Annotated in this window: 27 protein-coding genes; 11 read left to right on the top strand and 16 right to left on the bottom strand. The window is 37.9% G+C overall.

What is annotated here, in order from left to right:
- Positions 1 to 149 precede the first annotated feature (149 nt).
- Positions 150 to 386 carry a hypothetical protein gene (locus WG906_RS15900; RefSeq protein ID WP_339993822.1) on the top strand — a complete coding sequence of 79 codons (237 nt, stop codon included), beginning with the start codon at positions 150 to 152 and terminating at the stop codon, positions 384 to 386.
- Between the two features lie 166 nt (positions 387 to 552).
- Here the strand turns inward: WG906_RS15900 and WG906_RS15895 are convergent, their stop codons facing one another.
- Positions 553 to 912, bottom strand: coding sequence for a CoA-binding protein (locus WG906_RS15895; protein ID WP_339993821.1), 360 nt, complete (start codon positions 910 to 912; stop codon positions 553 to 555).
- Between the two features lie 94 nt (positions 913 to 1006).
- Entirely contained in the window at positions 1007 to 2554 is a 1548-nt protein-coding gene (locus tag WG906_RS15890; RefSeq protein ID WP_339993820.1) for an NAD(P)/FAD-dependent oxidoreductase, read from the bottom strand.
- A 280-nt stretch (positions 2555 to 2834) separates the two neighbouring features.
- Here WG906_RS15890 and WG906_RS15885 point away from each other — a divergent pair, with 280 nt between their 5' ends.
- The 8 genes from WG906_RS15885 to WG906_RS15850 all read left to right on the top strand — a co-directional run bounded on the left by WG906_RS15885 (position 2835) and on the right by WG906_RS15850 (position 8103).
- Positions 2835 to 3413 carry a LemA family protein gene (locus WG906_RS15885; protein ID WP_339993819.1) on the top strand — a complete coding sequence of 193 codons (579 nt, stop codon included), beginning with the start codon at positions 2835 to 2837 and terminating at the stop codon, positions 3411 to 3413.
- 104 nt (positions 3414 to 3517) lie between these two features.
- On the top strand, positions 3518 to 3943 hold the full coding sequence (locus tag WG906_RS15880) for a TPM domain-containing protein (protein WP_339993818.1): 426 nt from the start codon (positions 3518 to 3520) through the stop codon (positions 3941 to 3943).
- A 42-nt stretch (positions 3944 to 3985) separates the two neighbouring features.
- Complete coding sequence (locus WG906_RS15875) at positions 3986 to 4789, top strand: TPM domain-containing protein (protein ID WP_339993817.1); 804 nt, start codon at positions 3986 to 3988, stop codon at positions 4787 to 4789.
- A gap of 34 nt (positions 4790 to 4823) precedes the next feature.
- Positions 4824 to 5234, top strand: a complete 411-nt coding sequence (locus WG906_RS15870; protein ID WP_339993816.1) for a hypothetical protein — start codon at positions 4824 to 4826, stop codon at positions 5232 to 5234.
- Entirely contained in the window at positions 5227 to 5778 is a 552-nt protein-coding gene (locus tag WG906_RS15865; RefSeq protein ID WP_339993815.1) for an NUDIX hydrolase, read from the top strand. Before WG906_RS15870 ends, WG906_RS15865 begins: the two co-directional genes overlap by 8 nt.
- A 46-nt stretch (positions 5779 to 5824) precedes the next feature.
- Entirely contained in the window at positions 5825 to 6436 is a 612-nt protein-coding gene (locus WG906_RS15860) for a YdeI/OmpD-associated family protein (protein ID WP_339993814.1), read from the top strand.
- A 1-nt stretch (position 6437) separates the two neighbouring features.
- A complete protein-coding gene (locus WG906_RS15855; protein WP_339993813.1) occupies positions 6438 to 7241 on the top strand; it encodes an MOSC domain-containing protein in 804 nt (267 codons plus the stop codon).
- Positions 7242 to 7245: 4 nt separating this feature from the next.
- Positions 7246 to 8103, top strand: a complete 858-nt coding sequence (locus WG906_RS15850) for a bestrophin family protein (RefSeq protein WP_339993812.1) — start codon at positions 7246 to 7248, stop codon at positions 8101 to 8103.
- Positions 8104 to 8168: 65 nt separating this feature from the next.
- Here WG906_RS15850 and dnaA read toward each other — a convergent pair whose 3' ends face one another.
- The 3 genes from dnaA to WG906_RS15835 form a co-directional block, all read right to left on the bottom strand.
- Positions 8169 to 9596, bottom strand: coding sequence for a chromosomal replication initiator protein DnaA (gene dnaA / locus WG906_RS15845; RefSeq protein ID WP_339993811.1), 1428 nt, complete (start codon positions 9594 to 9596; stop codon positions 8169 to 8171).
- 404 nt (positions 9597 to 10000) lie between these two features.
- Entirely contained in the window at positions 10001 to 11539 is a 1539-nt protein-coding gene (locus WG906_RS15840; RefSeq protein ID WP_339993810.1) for an acyl-CoA mutase large subunit family protein, read from the bottom strand.
- Between the two features lie 39 nt (positions 11540 to 11578).
- On the bottom strand, positions 11579 to 12112 hold the full coding sequence (locus WG906_RS15835; RefSeq protein WP_339993809.1) for a DUF7935 family protein: 534 nt from the start codon (positions 12110 to 12112) through the stop codon (positions 11579 to 11581).
- Positions 12113 to 12202: 90 nt separating this feature from the next.
- Between WG906_RS15835 and WG906_RS15830 the strand changes: the two genes are divergently transcribed.
- A complete protein-coding gene (locus WG906_RS15830; RefSeq protein WP_339993808.1) occupies positions 12203 to 12556 on the top strand; it encodes a HesB/IscA family protein in 354 nt (117 codons plus the stop codon).
- Between the two features lie 82 nt (positions 12557 to 12638).
- On the opposite strand, the gene rfbB is transcribed toward WG906_RS15830, so the two are convergent.
- From rfbB to WG906_RS15810, 4 genes are all read right to left on the bottom strand, one after another.
- Complete coding sequence (rfbB, locus tag WG906_RS15825) at positions 12639 to 13691, bottom strand: dTDP-glucose 4,6-dehydratase (RefSeq protein WP_339993829.1); 1053 nt, start codon at positions 13689 to 13691, stop codon at positions 12639 to 12641.
- Positions 13692 to 13788: 97 nt separating this feature from the next.
- Positions 13789 to 14814: a UDP-glucose 4-epimerase GalE gene (gene galE, locus WG906_RS15820; RefSeq protein ID WP_339993807.1), complete on the bottom strand. Its 1026-nt coding sequence runs from the start codon at positions 14812 to 14814 to the stop codon at positions 13789 to 13791.
- A 3-nt stretch (positions 14815 to 14817) separates the two neighbouring features.
- The gene (locus WG906_RS15815) at positions 14818 to 15807 is read right to left on the bottom strand and encodes a UDP-glucuronic acid decarboxylase family protein (protein WP_339993806.1); all 990 of its coding nucleotides are present in this window, start codon (positions 15805 to 15807) and stop codon (positions 14818 to 14820) included.
- Entirely contained in the window at positions 15807 to 17120 is a 1314-nt protein-coding gene (locus WG906_RS15810; RefSeq protein ID WP_339993805.1) for a UDP-glucose dehydrogenase family protein, read from the bottom strand. Before WG906_RS15810 ends, WG906_RS15815 begins: the two co-directional genes overlap by 1 nt.
- A gap of 78 nt (positions 17121 to 17198) precedes the next feature.
- On the opposite strand from WG906_RS15810, the gene WG906_RS15805 reads away from it, so the two are divergent.
- Positions 17199 to 18449, top strand: coding sequence for a 3-deoxy-D-manno-octulosonic acid transferase (locus WG906_RS15805; RefSeq protein ID WP_339993804.1), 1251 nt, complete (start codon positions 17199 to 17201; stop codon positions 18447 to 18449).
- Here the strand turns inward: WG906_RS15805 and hemH are convergent.
- The 7 genes from hemH to WG906_RS15770 form a co-directional block, all read right to left on the bottom strand.
- Positions 18436 to 19479, bottom strand: a complete 1044-nt coding sequence (gene hemH / locus WG906_RS15800) for a ferrochelatase (RefSeq protein ID WP_339993802.1) — start codon at positions 19477 to 19479, stop codon at positions 18436 to 18438. The two genes, WG906_RS15805 and hemH, sit on opposite strands and share 14 nt — an antisense overlap.
- 83 nt (positions 19480 to 19562) lie before the next feature.
- Positions 19563 to 20231 (bottom strand): fatty acid desaturase, encoded by a 669-nt coding sequence (locus WG906_RS15795; RefSeq protein WP_339993801.1) that lies wholly within the window; start codon positions 20229 to 20231, stop codon positions 19563 to 19565.
- A 33-nt stretch (positions 20232 to 20264) separates the two neighbouring features.
- Positions 20265 to 21113, bottom strand: coding sequence for a 4-hydroxy-3-methylbut-2-enyl diphosphate reductase (locus tag WG906_RS15790; RefSeq protein ID WP_339993800.1), 849 nt, complete (start codon positions 21111 to 21113; stop codon positions 20265 to 20267).
- A gap of 35 nt (positions 21114 to 21148) precedes the next feature.
- The gene (locus WG906_RS15785; protein WP_339993798.1) at positions 21149 to 21787 is read right to left on the bottom strand and encodes a carotenoid biosynthesis protein; all 639 of its coding nucleotides are present in this window, start codon (positions 21785 to 21787) and stop codon (positions 21149 to 21151) included.
- The gene (locus WG906_RS15780) at positions 21784 to 22875 is read right to left on the bottom strand and encodes a glycosyltransferase family 2 protein (RefSeq protein WP_339993796.1); all 1092 of its coding nucleotides are present in this window, start codon (positions 22873 to 22875) and stop codon (positions 21784 to 21786) included. The genes WG906_RS15785 and WG906_RS15780 overlap by 4 nt, the downstream gene beginning before the upstream one ends.
- Before the next feature lie 4 nt (positions 22876 to 22879).
- Complete coding sequence (locus WG906_RS15775; RefSeq protein ID WP_339993795.1) at positions 22880 to 23491, bottom strand: lysophospholipid acyltransferase family protein; 612 nt, start codon at positions 23489 to 23491, stop codon at positions 22880 to 22882.
- Positions 23492 to 23536: 45 nt separating this feature from the next.
- Positions 23537 to 24253 carry an RluA family pseudouridine synthase gene (locus WG906_RS15770; RefSeq protein ID WP_339993793.1) on the bottom strand — a complete coding sequence of 239 codons (717 nt, stop codon included), beginning with the start codon at positions 24251 to 24253 and terminating at the stop codon, positions 23537 to 23539.
- Positions 24254 to 24257 lie beyond the last annotated feature (4 nt).

The raw sequence follows: 24257 nt of genomic DNA, 5'->3' as shown, positions 1-24257 counted from the left end.
ATGTTTTTGAGATTTTGACAAATCATTAAAAGATTTAAAACGCACTATTTATCGGCTAACAATATCGCTTAAATAAAGAGAGCTGAAAAAATATAAAGATCAAGGTCACGTTAAGCATGCAGACATTAAACCAATAATAATACTACAGCATGGAAAGTTTTTCAATTGAAGTAATTAATGACGGTAGCCCGAAGAATTTTGAAATTATAGATTATGCTCACAGTGATGATATCAGATGTAAGTTTGAAATCTATAGTAATAATAAAATAGTAGCAAGTTTTGAGCCCGACGCCCGTGGCTTCCTGTATATCTGTAAAAACTGGAAGGTAGTTAGTGAGAAAACACTTCATTTAATCGCAGACAAACTTGAAGGTATGCATTTTTAAAAAATACATCATCCAAGGTCAGATGAAAACGCATATGTCAAAAATAAACCTGATTGCAACGACAGCCTGTAAGGGTGGAGCGGGGGAAGGCTATAGTGAAAAGCAGGGCTGCAACAAAATAGCCACCGCCCTTTGATTTCAAATTTAAAAAAAAGTCAAACTTCCATTAATACTCACCAGTGGAAAGCATTACCAATGTACATCCCATTACTGTTTGTATACCCTTTTGTTCTGCCAAAGACTGAAGTTCGGGATTTTCTGTACCAGGATTAAATATTATTCGCTTCGGATTTATATTTAAAACATAATCGTATAAAGTTTTCTGATTATGAGGGCCAACATATAATGTTATTGTATCAACGTCAGAATGAATAAGCTCGGGCTTTTCTATAGGCACGCCAGCTACTTCACCCCGTTTAATTCCTACATTAATAATTTCGTGACCATATCTTGCCAGCTTATTCGATGCTAAAAATGCATATCTACTAGAATCTGGAGTTGCGCCCAGAACAATTGTTTTTTTCATTTGAATTGGTTTTTTAATGGGATGAAGCTTGCATGAGCTTTTTTCATTCTGTGTGTGAGCGGTGAGCTCATGGTGGTTTCATCTAAAAATATTTTTACAGGTTTCTTATTACTGCTTCTGCACAATTCATGCCATCTATAGCGGCAGAAACGATACCACCGGCATAACCGGCTCCTTCAGCACAGGGAAATAACCCTTTGATGTCAGGGTGTTGAAAAGTGTCTTTATTTCTGGGTATTCGCACCGGAGAGGATGTTCTGGATTCGACGCCGACAAGAATTGCCTCATTTGTATAATACCCTTTCATTTTTTTTCCGAATTGGGGCAGTGCTTTTTGCAATCGTGAATAGATAAAACCGGGAAGCACTTCTTCTAAAGAACTTGACCGGGTTCCAGGCAAATATGAATTCGCTGGAAGATCAGCAGAAAGCCTGCCTTCGACAAAATCTATCATCCGCTGAGCGGGAGCCACCAGATTTCCTCCTCCTGCCCGGTAAGCAGCGTGCTCTATCTGAGCCTGAAATTCTAATAAATTAAAAGGAGTTTCGGATGAACCAGGTACATCTTCCAAATTAACCTGCACAACTGTGCCTGAATTTGCATACGGGTTATTTCGTTTCGAAGGCGACCATCCATTCACCACTATTTCATTAAAGTCTGTAGCGCACGGTGCGATGATCCCCCCGGGACACATGCAAAATGAAAACACCCCCCTGTTTTCTATTTGCTCTACAAAACTGTATGACGAGGGCGGCAAATAAGGATCGCGAATTTCACAGTGATATTGTGCCTTATCGATTATTTCCTGCGGATGTTCTATTCTAACCCCTAAAGCAAAAGGTTTAGCTTCAATTAATATATTATGTTTTTGAAGAAGATAATAAATATCTCTTGCAGAATGCCCCGTAGCGAGAATTAGGTTTTTAATATCAGTGATTTCTCCAACAGAGGTTCTAACACCGTTTACTTCTTGGGCTTTAATTATAAAATCTTCGACTTTGCAATCAAAATGCACCTCGCCGCCTGCATTTAAAATGCTTTGCCGGATAGCCGTGATAATCTGAGGAAGCTTATTAGTGCCTATGTGGGGACGTGCATCAACTAAAATATCAGGAGTAGCTCCATGAGCTACCAAAGTTTTCAGCACATACTGAATATCGCCCCGTTTATTGGATCGGGTATATAATTTCCCGTCGGAATAGGTTCCCGCACCACCCTCTCCATAACAATAATTAGATTCAGGATTAATTATCCCCTCTTTATTAATAGCGGCCAAATCCCGCCGACGTTGTTTAACGTCTTTACCCCGTTCTAAAACGATGGGCCTTAATCCAAGCTCTATACATCTTAATGCAGAAAATAAGCCGGCAGGCCCTGCCCCCACAATTAGCACGGGCTGTTTATGCTCTACCTTTGGGTAATTGATAGAAAAAATCTCGGGCACCGGACTCTCATCAATATATACATTAATTTTAAGTCGGTATACTACTTGCCTGCTGCGAGCATCAATGGACCTTTTAAGAATCTTTACTTCCTTAATTTTTTCAGGCAGTATTTTCAGAGCAATGGCTGCCTTTTCGTGGATTATGATTTGATCCGCAGCTTCGGACGGAAGTAAAACAATTTCAATTTCTTTTATCATTAGAGGGGCCGGGTTTTTATCCTGGATTCTGCAAAATTATAATAAGATTTCAAAGGGGAGGACATCTGGTTAACACTTATTTTACTTTCATAAACGAGAAGAATCTTTTCTATAAAAGTTTGAAAAAAATTTTGCCTGGATATGAAACATTTATTTCCGGAACCAAAACAATATTTAACTGATTATCTTTACTGACATAATGTCGATTTAGATGTTATAAAAAAAACAGGAATAAAATTTGATATCTATAAATTATATGAAACAAATAACCCTTTACTCAATGAGAAAATTCATTTTTACTTTTTCAGCTTTAATAGCACTTCTGTCTTTTTCATCATGCGGCTATAATACCATGGTTGACCTTGATGAGCAGGTTCAATCGCAATGGGCTCAGGTTCAAAACGTATATCAGCGAAGAGCGGATTTAATACCTAATTTGGTTGCATCCGTTAAGGGGGCAGCAAACTTCGAAAAAGAAACACTTACAGCCGTTATGGAGGCCAGGGCAAGTGCCACCCAGGTAAAAATCGACCCATCTAAATTAACTCCTGAAGCCATAGAAAAATTTAACCAGGCGCAAGGTCAATTGGGAGCAGCACTGGGAAGACTGATGATGGTTACTGAAAATTATCCTCAATTAAAAGCGAATCAAAACTTTTTAGAATTACAAGCACAGTTAGAAGGTACAGAAAACCGGATAACAGTGGAGCGACAAAAATTCAATGAGGTTACTCAGGTTTATAACTCCAAAATCCGAACCTTCCCGAATAATTTAACGGCTTCTATGTTTGGATTTGAAAAGAAAGGGTATTTCGAAGCGGATGCTGCCTCTCAAAAAGCGCCTAAAGTTGAATTTTAACGTATGGATTACACAGAAAAATTAAGATTGCGCCGTTTAAGATATTAAACTGTTTAGATGATCGCGCTGAATAAAAGGAATAACCAAACAGGTTCATAAAACTAATGGCATTATTTACAGATAAAGATCAGGAACGAATCCGTCAGGCGATAGAAGCTGCGGAAAGTCATACTTCAGGAGAAATCCGGATTAGTGCCGAAAAGCATTGTAAAGAGGATCCTTTAGACAGGGCAGCAAATTATTTCCATAAAATCGGCATGGATAAAACGATTCTTCGCAATGGAGTATTAATATATATAGCTACCGAAGACCATAAATTTGCAATTATCGGAGATGCCGGAATTAACAAAGTAGTACCTCATGATTTCTGGGACACGACTAAAGAAGCCATGCTTAATCATTTTAAAGCTGGAGAGCTGGTAGAGGGCCTGATAACAGGAATAGCAATGGCCGGACACGAGCTTAAGCAATTTTTTCCATACACCGATGGAGATAAAAATGAATTATCTGACGACATATCCTATATGTAATGCAAAACTCAACATTCAATCCCGATTCTGAGATCAATTAAAATGACATTCAAAAACCTTAGTTTTCTTATTCTTATTCTTCTTGCAGCCTGTTTTAAAAGTATCGGTCAGGAGTTTCCGGCAAAGCCGAACCGGCTGGTTAATGATTATACCAGTACACTTTCGCAGGACCAGGTTTACCAGCTTGAGCAAAAGCTGATTGCATTCAATGATTCAAGTTCGACCCAAATTGCAGTTGTACTTATTCAATCGGTTGGAGTTTATGACATTGCGGATTATACTGCACGACTTGCAGAAAGTTGGGGTGTTGGTCAGAAAGGCAAAAATAACGGTGTAGTTCTGCTAGCTGCCCTAAAAGACAGGAAAGTAACCATTCAAACCGGTTATGGAGTTGAAGGAGCTTTACCGGATGCAATCACTAAACGAATTATTGAAAACGAAATTAAACCGAGCTTTGCTGAAGGCAATTATTTTGCCGGATTAGACAAAGCTACTGATGCAATAATCGCCTATACCAAGGGAGAATATAAAAATGATGCTCCGGCTAAAAAATCAAAAAGTTCCGGTAAGTTTCCTGTGGGATTAATTATACTTTTCATTATAATTATCGTAATTATTTCAAAAAAAGGTGGTGGCGGTAATGGCGGGCAAATTATTGGAAGCCGTGGAGGTTCTAACTTATTCTGGTGGTCACTAATGTCTGGCATGGGAAGCCGGGGCGGCGGTAATTTTGGAAGTGGTGGTGGCTTCGGAAGTGGTGGTGGATTTGGCGGGGGAGGCGGAGGAGGCTTCGGTGGTTTTGGCGGCGGCAGCTTTGGTGGCGGCGGATCGAGTGGAAGCTGGTAAAATATATGAATGATTAAACTACTTATAAATTAATATGATAAGAAAAGACTTTATAGAAGCGGAAATACAAAAACTTGCCCAGGTTATTGCAAAGATTATTGGTCTGAAAAATGAAGGAAAACTTGATGAGGCAATCGAGATTAGTGATCAGTCGCTTTCTGAAAATTTCGGATTTGATCAAAAGCTTATAGAGCAGGGATCAGTTGAGGAATTTGAAACTGAATTAAAAAGCAGAAACTATTCGGCTGAAAAGTTAAATGCACTGGCACAAATTCTTTTTGAAAGTTCTTATCCTTTTCAGGATACTGAAGAGTGTGTTGCAGTAATGCATAAAGTTGCCTTAGTTTTACATCTTCTGGAAACAGAATATCATCAGCAATCATTTGAAAATCTCAGCAGAAGAGAGATGATTGATAATTTTTTAAACAACGAACAATATGAGTAATTTGAAGTGGGAAAAGCTATCTTCAAGATATCTGGTTAAGGAGCAATGGGCAACACTTAGAGTTGATACCTGTAAAATGCCCAATGGAACTCTTATCGATGACTACTATGTTTTAGAATATCCGGGCTGGGTGAATGCGATTGCTCTCACGGAAGATAATGAAGTTATTTTGATCAGACAATATCGCCATGCGGCCGAGGAAGTAATTCTCGAACTTCCGGGAGGTTGCATAGACCCCGGCGAAAACCCCGCACAAGCTGTTGTAAGAGAGTTATTAGAAGAGACAGGATATCAGTTTGAGTCATTTGAGGAACTCTGCACATTGTATGCGAATCCTTCCACTTCCGGAAATATAACAACCAGCTACCTGGCAAAAGGTGGAAAAAAGGTTCAGGATCAGCATCTGGATGGCAGGGAAGAAATTGAAGTGTTTACAGTTAGCCTGGATAAGTTTAAAAAAATGGCTCTAGATAACCAATTTCCACAGGCTTTACATGCAAGCGCTATATTTTATGCTCTGATTCATTTGAATAAAATCGGTTAATTTTGTTGATCTTCTCTTATTCAATACCTTCGTTAGAAAACCCGGCATGGAACAATATGATCCCCGCATCGACACGTACATTGAAAAATCGGCCGATTTCGCAAAACCCATTTTAATTCATCTCAGAAAATTAATTCATCGTGCGTCTTCTGAAATGCGGGAGACTATAAAATGGGGGTTCCCGCATTTCGACTATAAAGGAACAATTTGCAGTATGGCATCTTTTAAAGAACATTGTGCATTTGGTTTTTGGAAAAGCTCATTGTTATCAGATCCTTATTCTATCTTAAAAAAAGAATCTAAAGAATCGATGGGACAATTTGGACGTATAAAATCAATTGCAAGTCTTCCCTCAGATGAAATTATTACAGCATATATCTTAGAAGCGATTTCATTAAATGAAAAAGGTATAAAATTACCCAAAAAAGCTGGGCCGGTTCATACCGTTAATATCCCTGACTACTTTCAGAAAACATTAAATGATCACGCTGATGCCAGGACTCATTTCGAAAAGCTTAGCAATTCGCACCGTAAAGAATATATTTCCTGGATTGAAGAGGCTAAAACAGATGCAACCCGGAATAAGCGAATATCCACAACCCTAGAATGGTTAAATGAAGGAAAAAGCCTAAACTGGAAATACGAACGAAAATCTTAGCATGCAATTACAGGATATCTACATTTATCCAATAAAATCTTTAGGCGGAATCAGGAGAACAAATGAAACAGCTTTACAAAGAGGCTTTAAATTTGACAGGAGATGGATGCTGGTAGATGAAATGGGAAAGTTTATAACTCAACGGGTAGAACATAAACTTGCTCTTTTAAGAACTGAAATTTCTCCAGACAAAATATACATATCCAATAAAATCTTTCCGGACCAGGGAACGGAAATAGCCATTAATCAATTATCAGACACAACTCTTAAAGTTTCCATTTGGGATGATACAACCATTGTCAATCATCTTAATGAAAATTTGGATTTATGGTTCTCTAAATTTCTGGGAAAGCCATGCAAGCTGGTTTATATGCCAGAGAATGGTTTAAGAGCGGTTGATAAACGCTTCGCGATGAATAATGAACAATTAAGCTTTGCTGACGCGTTTCCATATATGTTAATATGCCAGGCTTCTCTGGATGATCTCAATACCCGATTAACTGAACCTGTAGGTATGGACCGATTTCGACCGAACCTTGTTATTTCAGGAACTAAGGCCTATGAAGAAGATTTATGGTCGGAAATTAAAATTGGCAATATTTATTTCAAGGTTGCCAAACCTTGTTCCCGTTGTATTCTCACCACTGTTGATCAGGACACTGGAATTAAAGGAAAGGAACCCCTTTACACTCTTGCTAAATATCGTACAATTAACAACAAAGTAATGTTTGGCCAAAACCTGATTGCCATGAATGAAGGTAAGATCAGCGTAAACGATACTGTTGAAATAATTAGTTATAGATAAAATAATGATCAATTACAATCCCAAGGTCTGGTTTCCATTTATATTTAAGTTTAATAAAGTTGATACTTTCAGAAAGTTAATGCCATTAATGCTGGTTGTATCTGTATATTCCGGGGCCATCGCTTACCTGGAGTTAGAAGTATTTCAACTCGCAAAAGAGCATCAACTAAATAATATTGGTGTAATGCATGGTGTACTTGGCTTTGTAATTTCTTTACTGCTGGTTTTTAGAACTAATACTGCTTATGACAGATGGTGGGAAGGAAGGAAACTTTGGGGGACGTTGACAAACGTAAGCCGCAGCCTTGCTATAAAATTGCATGCTTATATAAAAGACGAAGGAAATAAAAGCTTCTTTAGATTAATGATCCCAAACTATGCTTTTGCGTTAAAAAATCATTTACGGGAGAACGAAGATTTTCATGAACTTGATCCTGTTTTAGATTTAAAGAAAGATCATCATCTTCCGAATCAAATCGCTTCCAAAATATTTGAGAGATTATCGAATCTTCATCATGAAAATAAAATTTCCGGAGAACAAATGTTAATGTTAAATGAAGAGCTTAAAACTTTCACGGACGTATGTGGGGCATGTGAGCGGATTAAGAACACTCCGATTCCTTATACCTATAGTGTATTTATAAAAAAGTTTATCTTTTTTTATGTTATCACATTGCCTTTTGGCTGGGTAAATAACCTCGGTTATTTTATAATTCCTGTTATCATATTTATTCTGTATGCATTCGCCAGCCTGGAATTAATTGCCGAGGAAATTGAAAACCCTTTTGGTACTGATGCAGATGATCTTCCAATTGATCAAATTTGTCATAACATTCGTAAACACGTAAGCGAATTATTATAAATCCTGGTATAAAAAAAAAGGTACTGCTAATAATAGCAATACCTTTTTTCAGACAAACATTAGGACTAGCTCATCTTTAATTTTTTCTGAATATCTTGAACATACGCCTTAAACTTTTTATCAGTGTCGATTAAATCTTCAACTGTTTGACAAGCATAAATAACAGTAGAATGATCCCGGCCTCCGAAAAATGCACCTATAGACTTCAAAGAGGTTTTAGTGTGACTCTTAGACAAGTACATAGAAATTTGACGGGCCTGTACAATCTCACGTTTACGAGTCTTAGATTTCACCATTTCAATAGGCACTTCAAAGTACTCACAAACTAATTTCTGAATATACTCCATAGAGATCTCTTTCGAAGTGTTCTTAATAAAATTCTTTAGCATTGACTTGGCTAAACCTAAATCAATCTCCTTCTTATTAAGAGTGGACTGCGCTAATAAAGAAACCATTGCTCCTTCAAGCTCCCGTACGTTATTATCAATGTTATGAGCAACATATTCTATCACTTCACCTGGAAGCTCAATGCCATCTGTGTACATTTTCATTTTCAGAATAGCCATTCTGGTTTCTAAATCGGGTACCTGCAAATCAGCAGAAAGTCCCCATTTAAATCTGCTCAGCAATCTCTCTTCTAAACCAGCTAAATCCTTTGGAGCTTTATCAGATGTTAAAATAACCTGCTTTCCTGATTGATGTAAATGGTTGAAGATATGGAAGAATATATCCTGAGTTTTTTCCTTACCTGAAAAATTGTGAACATCATCCATAATAATAACGTCCATTGCCTGATAGAAGTTCACAAAATCATTGATGGTATTATTCTTCAATGAATCAACAAACTGCTGACAGAACTTTTCGCAGGACACATAAATAACTAATTTATCGGGATGAGAACGTTTAATTTCATTTCCGATAGCCTGGGCAAGGTGAGTTTTTCCTAATCCAACACCACCATAAAGCATCAGAGGATTGAAGGATGTACCGCCCGGCTTTCCGGCTACAGCAAAACCTGCAGAACGGGCAAGTCTGTTACAATCACCTTCAATAAAGTTTTCAAAACTGTAATTCTGATTTAGTTGAGGATCTACCTGAAGTTTTTTTAATCCGGGAATTACAAAAGGGTTTTTAATATCCTTATTTAATGCGACAGGCATTGGCATTGATTGCTTTTTAGCATCAGAACCGTTGCCATTTGAGGGCATATTCGTTGTATAGGGCTTATTATTTGATGATTTTTCAACAACTATATTGTACTCCAAACGTCCTTCTTCACCTAACTGCTTCTTTACAGTTTTACGCAGGAGGCCTACATAATGCTCTTCGAGCCATTCGTAAAAGAATAAACTGGGTACCTGTATGGTTAGCACATTACCTTCCAGTCGCAAAGCCTTGATTGGTTCAAACCAAGTCTTGAAACTCTGTGTAGGGATGTTGTCCTTTATTATTTGCAGGCAGTTGCTCCATACATTTGTACAAGTTTGTTCCATATTTTAACTTAATAATCTGATTTACAACCCTCGGCAAAACGCAAAAACTGCCGGGTTTGGAACATCGAATATTCTAATAATTTTCTTCTTAAAAAACTAAATTTTAAAATAACTTTTAATAGTCTCAGTGGCAGAAGAGTAAGTGTACTTTCCTCTTCTATCTCTTTTCGAGCGCGAAATTTAAACTACCGAGTTTCTGCACGCATACCCATGATGAACATCTGTAATTCCCAAGTTTCTAAACTATAATAGAAACAAATGAGGATTAAAGGTGTTGATATGCCCCCCAATTGAGAGGTCAATATAGGGAGTATTTTTTGCAATTCTCTTATCGATAACGTTTAATTATGATATTTTATATCGCATCTTTATTAAAGCACGATCAGAATATCTTTTTTAATATTTCAGTATTCTCCGAACTCCTCTCTCAATATATCAGAGATTTCCCCTAATGTGGCATATGCTTCTACGGCATGTATGATATAGGGGATAAGATTTTCTTTGCTTTTACTATGAAATTTCAAAATATCCAAAGCCTGCCTGACAATTTCATTATCTCTGACAGATTTAAGATGCTGCAGCTTTTCAGTTTGCAAATCGCGAATGGAATCACTAACCTTCAAAAGTTCAAAATCAGGAACCTCAGATTCGGAATAGCAATTTACACCCACAATTTTCTGAGATCCATCTTCGACAGAGTTTTGATATTCATATGCAGATCTTGCTATTTCATTTTGGATATACCCAGCTTCAATCGCAGCTACTGCTCCACCCATTGAATCAATCTTCTCAATGTATTTCCAGGCTGAAGTTTCAAGTTCCTCGGTCAGTGCCTCAATAAAATATGACCCGGCCAACGGATCTGCAGTATCTGTAACCCCCGATTCGAACGCTATAATTTGCTGTGTACGTAAAGCCAGTTTTGCAGCTTCTTCTGTGGGCAGGGAAAAGGCTTCATCATACCCGTTTGTATGTAAAGACTGAGTGCCTCCTAAGACGGCTGCTAAAGCTTGCGTGGTAACCCTGACGATATTATTTAAAGGCTGCTGAGCTGTTAAGGTAGAGCCGCCCGTCTGTGTATGAAACCGTAGCATTTGCGCCTGTTCCTGAGTAGCTCCGAGTTCTTTTGTGAGCTTGGCCCACATTCGCCTAGCTGCTCTGAATTTTGCAATTTCCTCGAAAAAATTATTATGGCAATTAAAGAAAAAAGACAAACGTTTTGCAAAAATATTTATATCTAAACCTTTATCCATGGCTGCTTTTAAATAAGCTTTACCATTTGCCAAGGTAAAAGCCAGTTCCTGAACTGCGGTCGATCCTGCCTCGCGGATATGATATCCTGAAATTGATATTGTATTGAATTTTGGTACTTCTTCGCTGCAATACTCAAAAATATCGGTAATTAACCGCATCGAAGGCTTAGGAGGATATATATAAGTCCCCCGGGCGGCATATTCTTTTAAAATATCATTTTGAACCGTTCCGGAAATTTTTTTAAGATCTGCATTCTGCTGCTTTGCCAGGGCGATATACATTGACAATAAAATCGGAGCAGTCGCATTGATTGTCATGGATGTTGTAATGCTCTCCAGCTCAATACCTTCAAACAACTCTTCCATATCCTTTAAGGAATCTATAGATACTCCCACTTTCCCAACCTCGCCTTCCGATAAAGGATGATCAGAATCATAACCGATCTGAGTGGGCAGATCAAATGCAACCGACAAGCCGGTAGTGCCCTGGGCTAACAAGTAATGATATCTTCTGTTAGACTCCTGTGCGGTCGAGAACCCGGCGTATTGCCGCATTGTCCACAACCTTCCGCGGTACATGTCTTTCCGAATGCCACGGGTAAAAGGGAATTCGCCAGGCTGTTCTTTTATTTCCTTAGGCTCTGTGTAAACTTCCTTTATTTCTATGCCAGATGTGGTTTTACGTTTCATAATCAATTAAAGGATAGCTCTACTACCATAACCGAAGGTTTAGAAGAAATGTTGCATGTCATGCTTCAATAACATCAGACCTGCTTCATAAGGATTTTCTTCCAGGCCGGCCAAATGAGTTAAAATAACTTTACTTAATTCCAGAGAAGATGCTTCGGGAGATAAACCCGCTGCTGTATTATTAATTAAACTTATGGTATCTTCTTTAATCCGGTTCACAACTGACCATGCCTGAGAACTTACATATAGTTGCTGAGTGATATTATGTTGATGCTCTGTACGAATTTCTGCGATGAGGAATTGTTGAATCTCTCGTACTGTTGTCCCGGCAACGTGCACCCTCACCAGCATATTTGATGGATTAATACGTTCAATAAAAAGTGCCAGGCGTTCGTATGCCTGCAAACGTAGTGGCAGAGTGGTTTCTAAAGAAGCTTTTTTAAGTTCCACTAGTTTTGATTGATTAATCTTATCCGTCTCTGATTTAATAATTTGCCAGGCTATATAAAATACAAGGCTGCCAGCCAATACAAACTTTACTACATCTACAACAAAATACGTTAGGGAGTCCATTTAAACAATTGTTAATTAAAGGTCAATATCAATACGACTTAAAGCAAAAGTGTGCATTTTCACCTATATTTGCATATTAAATAAAAAGAAATGAGCATGGAGACAAGTATTTCAGTTATACCGGTTTCTTTTACTGAGGGAGCAAAAAAAGAGCTTCGTAAATTGAGAGAACAGCAAGAACTTGGAAAAGATTTCGGAGTACGTGTTGGTGTTGAAGGTGGTGGCTGTTCCGGAATGAATTATGTTTTAGGTTTTGACCAGAAAAAAGATGGCGACCAGGAATTTGAGGTCGAGGGAATAACAGTATTTATGCATAAAGCACATGGATTGTATTTGGCAGGCATGGAAATTGAGTTCCAGGACGGGTTGAACGCAAGAGGATTTACATTTAATAATCCTAATGCTAAAAGCACATGTGGTTGCGGAACTTCATTTGCTGTATAATTTAGTTTTGAGTAAATAAAAAAACCTGCTGGAATCCAGCAGGTTTTTTTATTTAAAGACAAGAGATGCGCTGAGGTTAAGTTCATCGATTATCGTATTGCTCTTCATAATAGGCTTGATAGTGACCTGAAGTCACGTCGTTAAGCCAATCTTCATTTGAGAGATACCATTCGACCGTTTTTTCCAGGCCTTCTTCAAACTGAAGGCTTGGTGTCCAACCTAATTCTTTTTGCAATTTTGATGAGTCTATTGCATACCGCAGATCGTGCCCTGCCCTATCAGTAACAAATGTTATCAGCTTTTCCGAGGTACCTTGTTCATGATTAAGTTTACGATCCATTATTTTACATAATGTACGGATAAGATCTATGTTTTTCCACTCGTTATGTCCGCCTACGTTATAGGTTGTGCCACTTTCAGCTTTGTGAAAAATTACATCAATTGCCCTGGCGTGATCTTCGACCCAAAGCCAGTCACGTATATTTTCACCTTTTCCGTAAACAGGAACTTGCTTGTTGTTTTTAATATTATTTATAGCTAAAGGAATAAGTTTCTCGGGGAAGTGATGAGAACCATAATTATTAGAACAGTTCGAAATGACGGTATTCATTCCATAAGTATCCTGGTAAGCTCTCACAAAATGGTCCGAACTGGCTTTAGAAGCAGAATAAGGACTATGCGGATCATATGCAGTTTCTTCTGTAAAAAGGCCTTGTTCTCCTAAAGTACCGTAAACTTCATCGGTAGAAACATGATAAAAGCGCCTGTTTGCATAATCACCTTTCCAATTTTTTCGGGCTGCGTTTAAAAGGTTTACCGTCCCCACTACATTGGTCATAACAAAATCAAGGGGACTCACAATTGAACGATCTACATGTGATTCTGCCGCTAAATGAATGACTCCTTCAAAATCTTCCTGAGAAAATAAATTATCAATAAAGTCAGCGTCTACAATATCTCCCTTAATAAATTGATAGTTAGGACAGTGTTCTACATCCTTAAGATTTGCAAGGTTACCGGCATATGTAAGCTTATCTAAATTAACTATTTGATAATCAGGATAACTTTTTACAAAACGCCTTATTACATGTGAGCCGATAAATCCGGCTCCGCCGGTGATTAATATTTTTTTCATCATTTGTTTCAGATTTCCAACACTTAAAGAATTGGAAGGATAAAGCTAGAGGAATTAGAAGACCTTGCCAAAAGTTCGGAACCTTTGGCAGGTTTATTTAAAATGGATGTTCGTTTATATATTTTTCCCAGGCCCAGGCCGACTTCATCATGTCTTCCAAAACTAACTCTGTTTTCCAGCCTAGTTCTTTTTCCGCTCTAGATACATCGCCCCAAACCTGTTCCACGTCGCCTTCGCGGCGGGGACCAATTTTATACTCCAATTTAGATCCTGTACTTTTCTCAAAAGCGCTTATCACTTCCAATACACTGCTTCCTTTGCCCGTACCGATGTTAAATATTTCAAATTTGCCATCCATCCTGTTTTGCTCCTGACGGCGCAATGCAGCGATATGAGCTTTTGCTAAATCAACAACATGGATATAATCCCGAACGCAACTTCCATCAGGAGTGTTGTAATCGTTACCAAAAACAGTGATCGGACCACGTTTACCTATCGCACTCTGAGTAATGAAAGGCACCAGGTTTTGAGGTACTCCAATTGGTAATTCGCCAATCAGCGCCGAATCATGAGCTCCAACAGGGTTGAAATAGCGTAAAGAAATTACTTTATAATTGGAATTTGCATTAGCAGTTTCCAGCAGTATCTCTTCAGCAATTTGTTTTGTATTACCGTAGGGAGATTCAGCCTTTTTAACCGGAGCCTGCTCTGTTACAGGTAAAACATCTGGCTGACCATATACTGTACAGGAAGAAGAAAATACGAAGTTCACCTCTTTTCCCGCGAAAGCGGTAAGAAGATTAATCAGGGAGAAAAAATTATTTCGATAGTACTTTAAGGGCAATTGAACAGATTCGCCAACCGCCTTATGAGCTGCAAAGTGTATAACTCCGGAAATATCAGGATTATTTTTAATCAGTTCGATGGTTTGATTTTCATCACATAAATCGATCTGATGAAAGTCCGGCTTAATACCTGTGATTTTAGTAATCTGATCAAGAATCTGAATATTTGAATTATCAAGATTGTCCACAATTACTACCTGATATCCTGCTTGCTGCAGCTCAACGACAGTATGCGAACCTATATACCCGGTACCTCCGGTTACTAAAACTTTGCTCATCTTTTATTTTGTGTAGCTGGTAAAATCCTTATGTTCTATTTTTTCAATAACTTCCTTCGGAAGAGATTTAAAGTATTCATAGGTAATTTTCAGACCTTCCTCTCGTGAAACTTTTGGCTCCCATCCTAATAAAGCTCTTGCTTTTGTAATATCGGGGCGACGTTGTTTAGGATCATCGGTTGGAAGCGGTTTTGTTACTAATGGCTGTTTTGTTCCGGTTAATTTGATAATCTCTTCACCAAACTGTCGAATTGTAATTTCATCCGGATTACCAATGTTTACAGGCTGAGCATAGTCAGAATGCAACAAGCGATAAATTCCTTCGATCAAATCATCCACGTAGCAGAAAGATCGGGTTTGAGAGCCATCTCCAAATACAGTTAGGTCCTCTCCGCGTATCGCTTGTCCGATGAAGGCTGGCAAAACCCTTCCATCATTTAGCCGCATTCTCGGGCCATAAGTATTAAAAATACGGACAATCCTGGTTTCCACTCCGTGAAAGGTATGATAGGCCATAGTTATTGCCTCCTGAAAACGTTTAGCCTCGTCGTAAACACCACGGGGACCGACAGGGTTTACATTGCCCCAGTATTCTTCAGGCTGTGGATTTACGTTCGGATCTCCATATACTTCAGATGTAGAAGCAATCAGAATTCTGGCGTTCTTGTCTTTGGCAAGTCCTAACAGATTATGTATGCCCAATGAACCCACTTTAAGAGTCTGGATAGGTATCTTCAGATAATCTATTGGGCTGGCAGGAGAAGCAAAATGCAGGATATAATCCAGGTTCCCGGAAACATGAACAAATTTCGAAACGTCGTGATTATAGAACTCAAAGTTCTCTAATTTAAACAGATGCTCAATGTTGCGTAAATCTCCGGTAATCAAATTATCCATGGCAAGTACATGATAATCCTCTTTTATAAACCTGTCACAAAGATGTGAACCAAGGAAACCGGCAGCACCAGTTATTAATATACGTTTTCTTTCCATTATGCTTCTACCACTTTACGACCAATACTATTATAATAATACCCGCAGTCAATCATTTTTTGTATTTCGTATAAATTACGCCCGTCAAAAATAACTTTTGCTTTAAGATTTTTTTCAATTTTATCAAAGTCAGGCGTACGGAACAAAGGCCATTCGGTAACGATGATCAAAGCATCTGCATCCTCAAGCGCTTCATAAGGATCCTTTGCGAAACCAACTGTGTCGCCTTTGAGCTTCTGGACATGCCCCATAGCTTCAGGATCATACGCAATTATCGTTGCACCTTCCTTAAGCAACTCATCAATAATATATAAAGCAGGGGCTTCACGGATATCATCCGTTTCAGGTTTAAATGCTAGTCCCCAAAGTGCAAACTTCTTATTTTTCAGCTCACCTTTATAATATTTCCGCATTTTTTCTACGATAACGACTTTCTGCTTTTCGTTAACAGACATTACCGAGTTAAGAATACTGAAATCGTAATCAACTTCCGCAGCCGATTTTGCAAGTGCCTGAACATCTTTAGGGAAACAGCTTCCACCATAACCCACTCCCGGAAAAAGAAAGCGTTTACCGATCCGGGCGTCAGATCCAATACCTTTACGTACCATATCAACATCGGCACCCACAAGCTCGCATAGATTTGCAACCTCGTTCATAAAAGTAATTTTGGTGGCCAGGAATGAATTAGCAGCGTATTTGGTAAGTTCAGAAGAACGCTCATCCATGAAAATTATAGGATTTCCCGACCGCACATAAGGGTTGTACAATTCGCTCATCAATTTACGAGCCTTTTCACTGCTGGTGCCGACAACAACTCTGTCTGGCTTCATAAAATCTTCTACTGCTACTCCCTCGCGTAAAAATTCAGGATTAGAAACAACATCAATTTCAACAGCCGTGTTCTCTGCAAACACCTTTTTTACCTTATCTGCAGTACCTACCGGAACTGTGGATTTAGTGACAACAACCTTATAACTCGTTACCAGTCCGGCAATATCCTTTGCTGCACCCAGAACAAAACTCAAATCGGCAGAACCATCTGCTCCCGGGGGAGTGGGCAGAGCCAGGAAGATTATTTCCGCATCCGCAATGGCATCAGAAAGTGTGGTCGTAAATTCCAGCCTTCCCTGCTCAATATTACGATGAAATAAAGTCTCAAGACCAGGTTCATAGATGGGAATCTGACCCTGCTTCATCTTATCAACTTTTTCCTGATTTATATCGACACACATTACCGTATTACCTGTTTCTGCCAAACAAGTACCTGTAACCAGGCCTACATATCCAGTCCCTATAACAGCTATTTTCATTTATATATATTTTTTAGTGGTAAATTTTTTACATAATTAACAGTAATTTCGACGAATATAAAATATTTACGCTGAAACATGCTTATTCTTTACAATATTGGCATTAAGATATATCATTTATTAATAATTATTTATCAGCATTTTGACCCCAAAGCACACCTTTGGGTTAAAGGCAGAAAAAACCTATTTGAAAAAATTTCAAATGAAGTTGATTCTACTTCTCCATCAATCTGGTTTCACTTCGCCTCACTTGGAGAATTTGAACAGGGACGCCCTGTACTGGAACGGACCAAAGAATCATATCCAACGCATAAAATAATCATTACGTTTTTCTCACCATCAGGATATGAACTTAGAAAAAATTATGAAAATGCTGATCATATTTTTTATCTTCCATTAGATACAAACGATAATGCAGAAAAGTTTGTGAAACTTATAAATCCTTCGCTGGCAATTTTTACAAAATATGAATTCTGGTACCATTTCTACTATAAATTAAATCAGCGAAACACCCCTTTGATTGTCATTTCCTCAATTTTTCGCGAATCACAACCTTTCTTTAAATGGTATGGAAATTTAAACAGAAAAATTCTGCGTTTTGTCAATCATTTTTTTGTTCAGGACGAAACCAGCAAAAAATTGCTGGCAGATATTAACTTGACAAATGTAACCGTAAGCGGAGATACGCGTTTTGATCGCGTTGCTGAGAATGCCGCTAATCCAAAGCAATTTGATAAAGTAAAAGCTTTTTGCGGGAACTTTAAAATCTTTATCGCGGGGAGCACCTGGCCGGAAGATGAAGCATTAATCGCGAATCTTTTACACGAATGCCCAGAGTGGAAATTTATAATTGCTCCTCATGAAATTAAATCAGAAAAACTTAATAAGCTTATCGCAATAACAGACTCTGATAAAACAATAAGGTATTCGGAAATAAACAATTCTAAAGCGTTAGTTCAAAAACCAGATGCGCAAGTATTAATAATAGATAATGTCGGAATGCTATCGGCCTTGTATCAATACGGCGATATCGCTTATATAGGAGGCGGATTTGGAGTTGGCATTCACAATACCCTGGAAGCGGCAGCTTTCGGGATCCCCGTAATTTTTGGCCCAAACTTTCATAACTTTCGTGAGGCAAAAGCTTTACTTAAACTGGAAGCAGGATTTTCAATAAAAAATTCCGGCGAACTAAGTTCTCTAATGCAGAAACTTGAAAATTCGTCTTTAAGGGATGAAGCGGGCAATAATGCCAGACGTTATGTTGAACAAGAAAAAGGAGCTACAGAAATGATTATGGCGTATATCGACCAAATCATTCAGAAATAGGCTGCGGGGTCTGTTTCTTATTTAACACAATATCTCGCAGTGCCTCAATCCATTTGGGATTGTCGTTCAAGCTTTCAACTAATTGAATTTTCTCTCCGCCCCAATTGCGAAATTCTTCATTATACTCTTGTGAAATCTCAATTTTAGTTTCAAGACAATCGGCAACGAAGGCAGGACTGAACACCAGCAGGCGCTTGGCTCCTTTCTTTGCGAGATCCTCTAAAACTTCAATGGTATAAGGCTTTTTCCAGGGAGAATTCCCCAGACGTGACTGAAAGCAAATTGTATACTTTTCTCTCGGAAGATTCAATTTCTCAGCAATTAATCTTGCAGTGTCATGCGACTGGGCCGAATAACAAAAGCGGTTTACGTCGTTTAAACGAGAACAGCAATTAGGTGTTTGCAAGCAGTACTTACCTGAATCATCAGCCTTGGTTAATTGCCTTTCTGGTAAGCCGTGAAAACTAAAAAGCACGTGATCAAATGTTTCGGGCTGGTATTTCCGGGCATTTTCAGCAAATACGTCTATCATTCCTTCGTTATCATGAAATGAATTAACAAAAGAAATATCCGGAATAGTTTGCCATTTGCTTACCAGTTCCATTACTTTTTGGATAACAGAGCCAGTAGACGCAGAAGCATACTGAGGGAAAAGAGGAACGACACGAATGCTATTTACCTGTTTTTTCTTCAATCTTTCTAAAGCCGACTTGATGGAGGGACTTTGATAACGCATGGCTAGTTCTACAATATAATCAGATCCTAGTTCCTCCTGCAGGAGTTCTTTTACTTTTACACCGTAAAAAAGTAAAGGAGAGCCATCTTCAGTCCAGAGATCTTTATAAATTTTTGCAGATTTTGGCCCGCGAAAGGGCACGATAATACCTTTTACCAGAAGGGTCCTGTTAACAGCGTTAATATCTATAACCCGTTCATCCATCAGAAATTCATTAAGATATTTCCTGACATCAGAAACTGATGGACTATCGGGTGTACCCAGATTTACCAGTAAAACTCCTTGCTTTCTCATTTAACTCTTTTAGAGGCACAAATATAGATGAAGCAATGATTTTAGTTAAGGATGCAAAGCAGCTTTTGACTTAAAGAATACAATTATTTCGTTTTCCATAACAACCACCATGGCATCCAGGGAGATTCATGATGTTCATAATGATATCCAAAGAAATAACAGGTAAAAAAAGCCAGCAAATGATTTTTAGCCTGTGTGCGGGAATGGTGGGAATTACTATGCGAACCGTGATGAGGCAACCATGTTCCAAAATAAAATAATTGAAGAGTGCTTAATAAAGGCGGCAATACCCAGAATAAAATCAAATTGATTTCGCTGAACCAAATCTTTAAAACATTAAAGGCTATGGCCATTGCAAGAATTTGCCAGGCCGAAAGATATTCTCTTAAAAACTTCAGGTACCAGGAAAAGAAATTACCATCGTGATAATCCGGATCTAATTTCGAATGTACATGACGATGATGCTCATGATGTTTTTTATATAATTTATTAAATGGGAAAGCAGCATATAAAGCTGTACAAACCTGGCCAATGAAAAAATTGAGCTTAGTTGACGGGGAGACAGTTCCATGCATGGCATCGTGAGCCGTTATAAAAAGCCCGGTGTACAAATGCATCTGAACAAACATCATTAGATAAGTTAATGGATTGGACCAGGAGAAGTTCCAGGTTAAAAGAAAAAAAAGACAGGCAAACCATGCTGAGATCACAAGGAAAGCAAATAAAAGCCCGGTGTTTGATTTACTATTCATGGTTGCTGTAAATCCTATAAAAGAATCTTGAACCTAATACGATTCTAAAGCTTTTTTAACTTTTTCCATTAGCCACATTGGGGTTGATGTAGCTCCGCAGATTCCGATTTTTTCGTTGGGATTAAACGAAATATCGCGAAGCTCTTCTTCTTGAGAGATAAAATAAGATGACGGATTGTATTTTCTGCATACATCATATAATACCTTTCCGTTTGATGATTTTTTGCCTGATACAAAGATTACTTTATCAAAGTGCTGAACAAATTTTTCAAGATCATCGTACCGGTTAGATACCTGGCGGCAAATAGTATCGTTTGCTTTAAGCTCGTATCCACGACTAATCAATTCATCTTTTATTGCATAAAATTTATCAGTGCTCTTGGTAGTTTGACTGTATAGAGTAATTTGCTTAGGTAAATCAATCGTATCGAGTTCGGCGATGTCCTGAAAAACAATTGCTTCATCATTTGTCTGCCCCTGCAATCCGATAACTTCAGCATGACCATGCTTTCCAAAAATTAATATCTTCTCCTTATCATCATAAGAATTCTTGATCCTGTTCTGAAGTTTAAGTACAACCGGACAAGAGGCATCAATTAAAGTAATGTTATTTTCTAACGCTGTCCGATAGGTTTCGGGAGCTTCGCCATGAGCGCGAATAAGCACCTTTTCATCCTTCAAACTTTTCAGGTCGTCATGATTAATAATTCGCAGACCTAAAACTTTAAGCCGGTCAACCTCTTCGTCATTATGAACTATATCTCCAAGGCAATACAAATATCCGTCTTCCTCAAGAATTTCTTCAGCCATATCTATGGCGTAAACCACACCAAAACAAAAGCCGGAATCTTTATCTATCGTTACCTGAAGGTTATATTCCATAGTGCAAAACAAATACAAAAATAGCTAAAATGTTTTTAACGCGTCGTCATGTTTAGAGCGAAAAAAAAAGCGAATTGAACTATAAAAAGAACTGCTGCTGCAAAATTGGTTTCCCTGAACTTCATCCAATAAAAGAAATAAAGCATTCCAAATGAAAAGATGAACCACCCGGCGTAATTTTGGAATGGAACTACACCTCTTGTCCAGCTCCAGTAATCAAACTTTATAGCTACTGGTTCTATTAATATATCAAGAGCAGTTATTAAAAAAGCTCCGATCAATGAACGAACAACATGGCTCTTTATTCCCAACTCTTTTAAAAACATTCCCGCAGAATAAATAACAAGGATCCAATTCACGCCAATAAGCCATGGAATATCTTCAAATTTAGGTCCTAAGGCCGCGCCGTAAGCGTATTCTCCGAAAATGAGTCCTGTTTTTACACCTATCAATTCAATAATAAAGCCTGCGACATAAGTGATCAGTATAAATGTCCAGAAATACTTATCCCTATCCGCATGACTGATAATCATTAACACGAGCATAAGTAATAAGTGAAATGGAATCAGTTGTTTAAAAAGAGAAAAATGGTTTACATCAGTAAATCCAAAATAACCCACTCCATAAAATAAAATCACCAGAAAAGCACAAACGTGGGAAGGAGTAACTTTCATGATTTTATTATCCGGCCTTTCCAGTTAGTTTTCTTTGTTAAATGCTTTTTTATTGAAATACATGAAATTACCACCAGGGAAATCATTTGAAAAGGATGCAATATTATGTTTAAAAATACATTCTGACCACTAGAAAGGGAAATCATTATTCTTGATAAAACAATTAAAGTAATTGCAAAAAACAGCAGGGAATAATTAAGATAAATTGCGATAAAAACAGGTCCGAGGATAATTAATAATAAGTAGCATAACAATCCAGGGATATTATAATTGAAGCCGGCCAGCAAGTTCTTACTAAATCCGTTTATAGCATCCGAAAAGCCAGTATACATGCGGCAGGCTATGTAACCATTAGCTAACAGAGATTCACCTTTATATTGATAAGCTTTTACCAGTTTCATTATTTCGATATCCTCTACAATTTTGTCTTTAACCTGAGCATGCCACTGATGGGTATGGTAGGAAACAGAGTCGAATAACATAAACTGTCCGCTTGCCGCAGATAATTTAGGATTATTGGATAAACGGACCAATCTTAAAGGCAGGGAGTTTAACAAAAGAAAATGCATTAATGGAACAACCAAACGTTCTCCAATAGTAAGCATCACCTGGTTTGTGAATAAACTTAAAAGAGAAAGTTTCCCTTGTTTCAGGCGATGCACAGCATTATTTATTAAACCATCAGTAATAATTTCATCCGCATCAAGAAAAAGAAGGTACTTTCCGTTTGCCATGTTAGCTAACTGATGACAGGCAAAATTTTTCCCAAGCCATCCATCTTCGAGTGGCTGTCCTTTAACCGCTTTGAACCTTGAATCTTCTTTGGAAAAAGAATCACAAAGCAGGAAGGTATTATCAGATGAATCATCATCCAAAACCAGAACTTCAATATTTACATAATCCTGATAACGTATGGAATTTAATAAAGTTATAATGCAATCCTTTTCGTTGCGGGCAGGGATAAGGATCGAAACAAAATCGCTGTGCTGGATTGGAGAAACCGGAAGTTTGGGATTAGAAATAAAATTAAAAAGTGTGACAGCAAATCTGATAATCAGGAAGAAAAAAACTACATAAAATATCAGCATTTTGCTAAACTATAATGCGGCTTTGCTGCTGCCGCGAGGTTTCATAATGTGTATTAAAAGCACTTTTTATTAAAGTTAAACCAGGCGATTCATCATTGTCCCAAATTTGAAGATAACACCTTATTGATGGTTTTCGTTTCTCAAAATAATCAACGAAAGAAGCAGCAAAAAGGTATTGAAAGTTTTTTTGGGAGGACTTAATTAAAGCAGCTATCCCCTTTTGAAAGTCTATTTCGGCAACATGATTAGAGTAAAGTTTTCCCTGAGGGAAAATCAGAACAAGGTTATTCCCGTCATTTAAAAGCTCCCCGGCATATTGTAAAGTTTCAATGAGACTTTTTGAATTATTTCTGACAGGGAATGCACCCAGATATTTTAAAAATGAAACCCTGTTATAGTTATCTTCTGAAACCATAACATGAAACTTTTTTTTGAAATAGAGTCTATTAAGCTGAAACATTAGGAAGCCATCCCACCATGAAAAATGGTTTGAAAGTAATAGAATGGCACGCGACTGATCTATTTCAATCTTATTATATGAGAAAGAATCGAAGTCTTTATAAATAATCCGTTTGATATACCAGGAAAAGAATTTTATTATCAGATTCTTGAACATGTTATTTCAAACTGACATAATATTAAAAGTTAATAAGGCCTATCATTATCCGAAAATCTCAAACTTATCCCAAAAGCCATCTTTGGGCAAAGGAGCAATAATATCGACTGGTTCTTTCTTTACAGGATGAATAAACTGAAGCCGTTTTGCGTGCAAACAAATGCTTTTTTTTAAGCTGCCGCGAGGGTATCCGTATTTATTATCTCCAACAATGGGACAACCTAAAGTAGAAAGCTGAACACGAATCTGGTGGGGCCTGCCTGTAATGGGATCTACTTCAATAAGATAATAGCCATTTAATTCCCCGATTAATTTATAGTTCAGTTCAGATCGCAGACTTCCAACAACTTCTTTGTCATGAGCTTTTGTAACATTTTTCTGAGGATTTTTCACCAGCCAATGCACTAAATTACCGCTTTCAGGAACAGGTCTCTGCCTAACTACCGCCCAATATGTTTTATGCATCTCGCGGCCCTTAAACATAGCGTTGATTCTATCTAATGCCTTACTTGTTTTAGCAAATAAAATAACCCCGCTTACCGGCCGGTCTAAGCGATGCACTACTCCCAGGAAAGCACCATTAGGCTTATTATACTTTTTGGCTATATACTTTTTCACCTTTTCGTCCAGAGATTCATCACCGGTATCATCAACCTGTACAATATCGCCGGCACGTTTGTTAACAGCAATTAAATGATTATCTTCATAAAGGATGTCTTTGTCTGTTATATCAAAACTTGTATACCGAAATTCCTGTCTCATAGGT

Source organism: Pedobacter superstes (genome assembly GCF_037622515.1).
GTDB classification, from domain to species: Bacteria; Bacteroidota; Bacteroidia; order Sphingobacteriales; family Sphingobacteriaceae; genus Paradesertivirga; species Paradesertivirga superstes.
The sequence above is the reverse complement of the archived record's forward strand: the minus strand, read 5'-3'. Positions and strand labels throughout refer to the sequence as shown.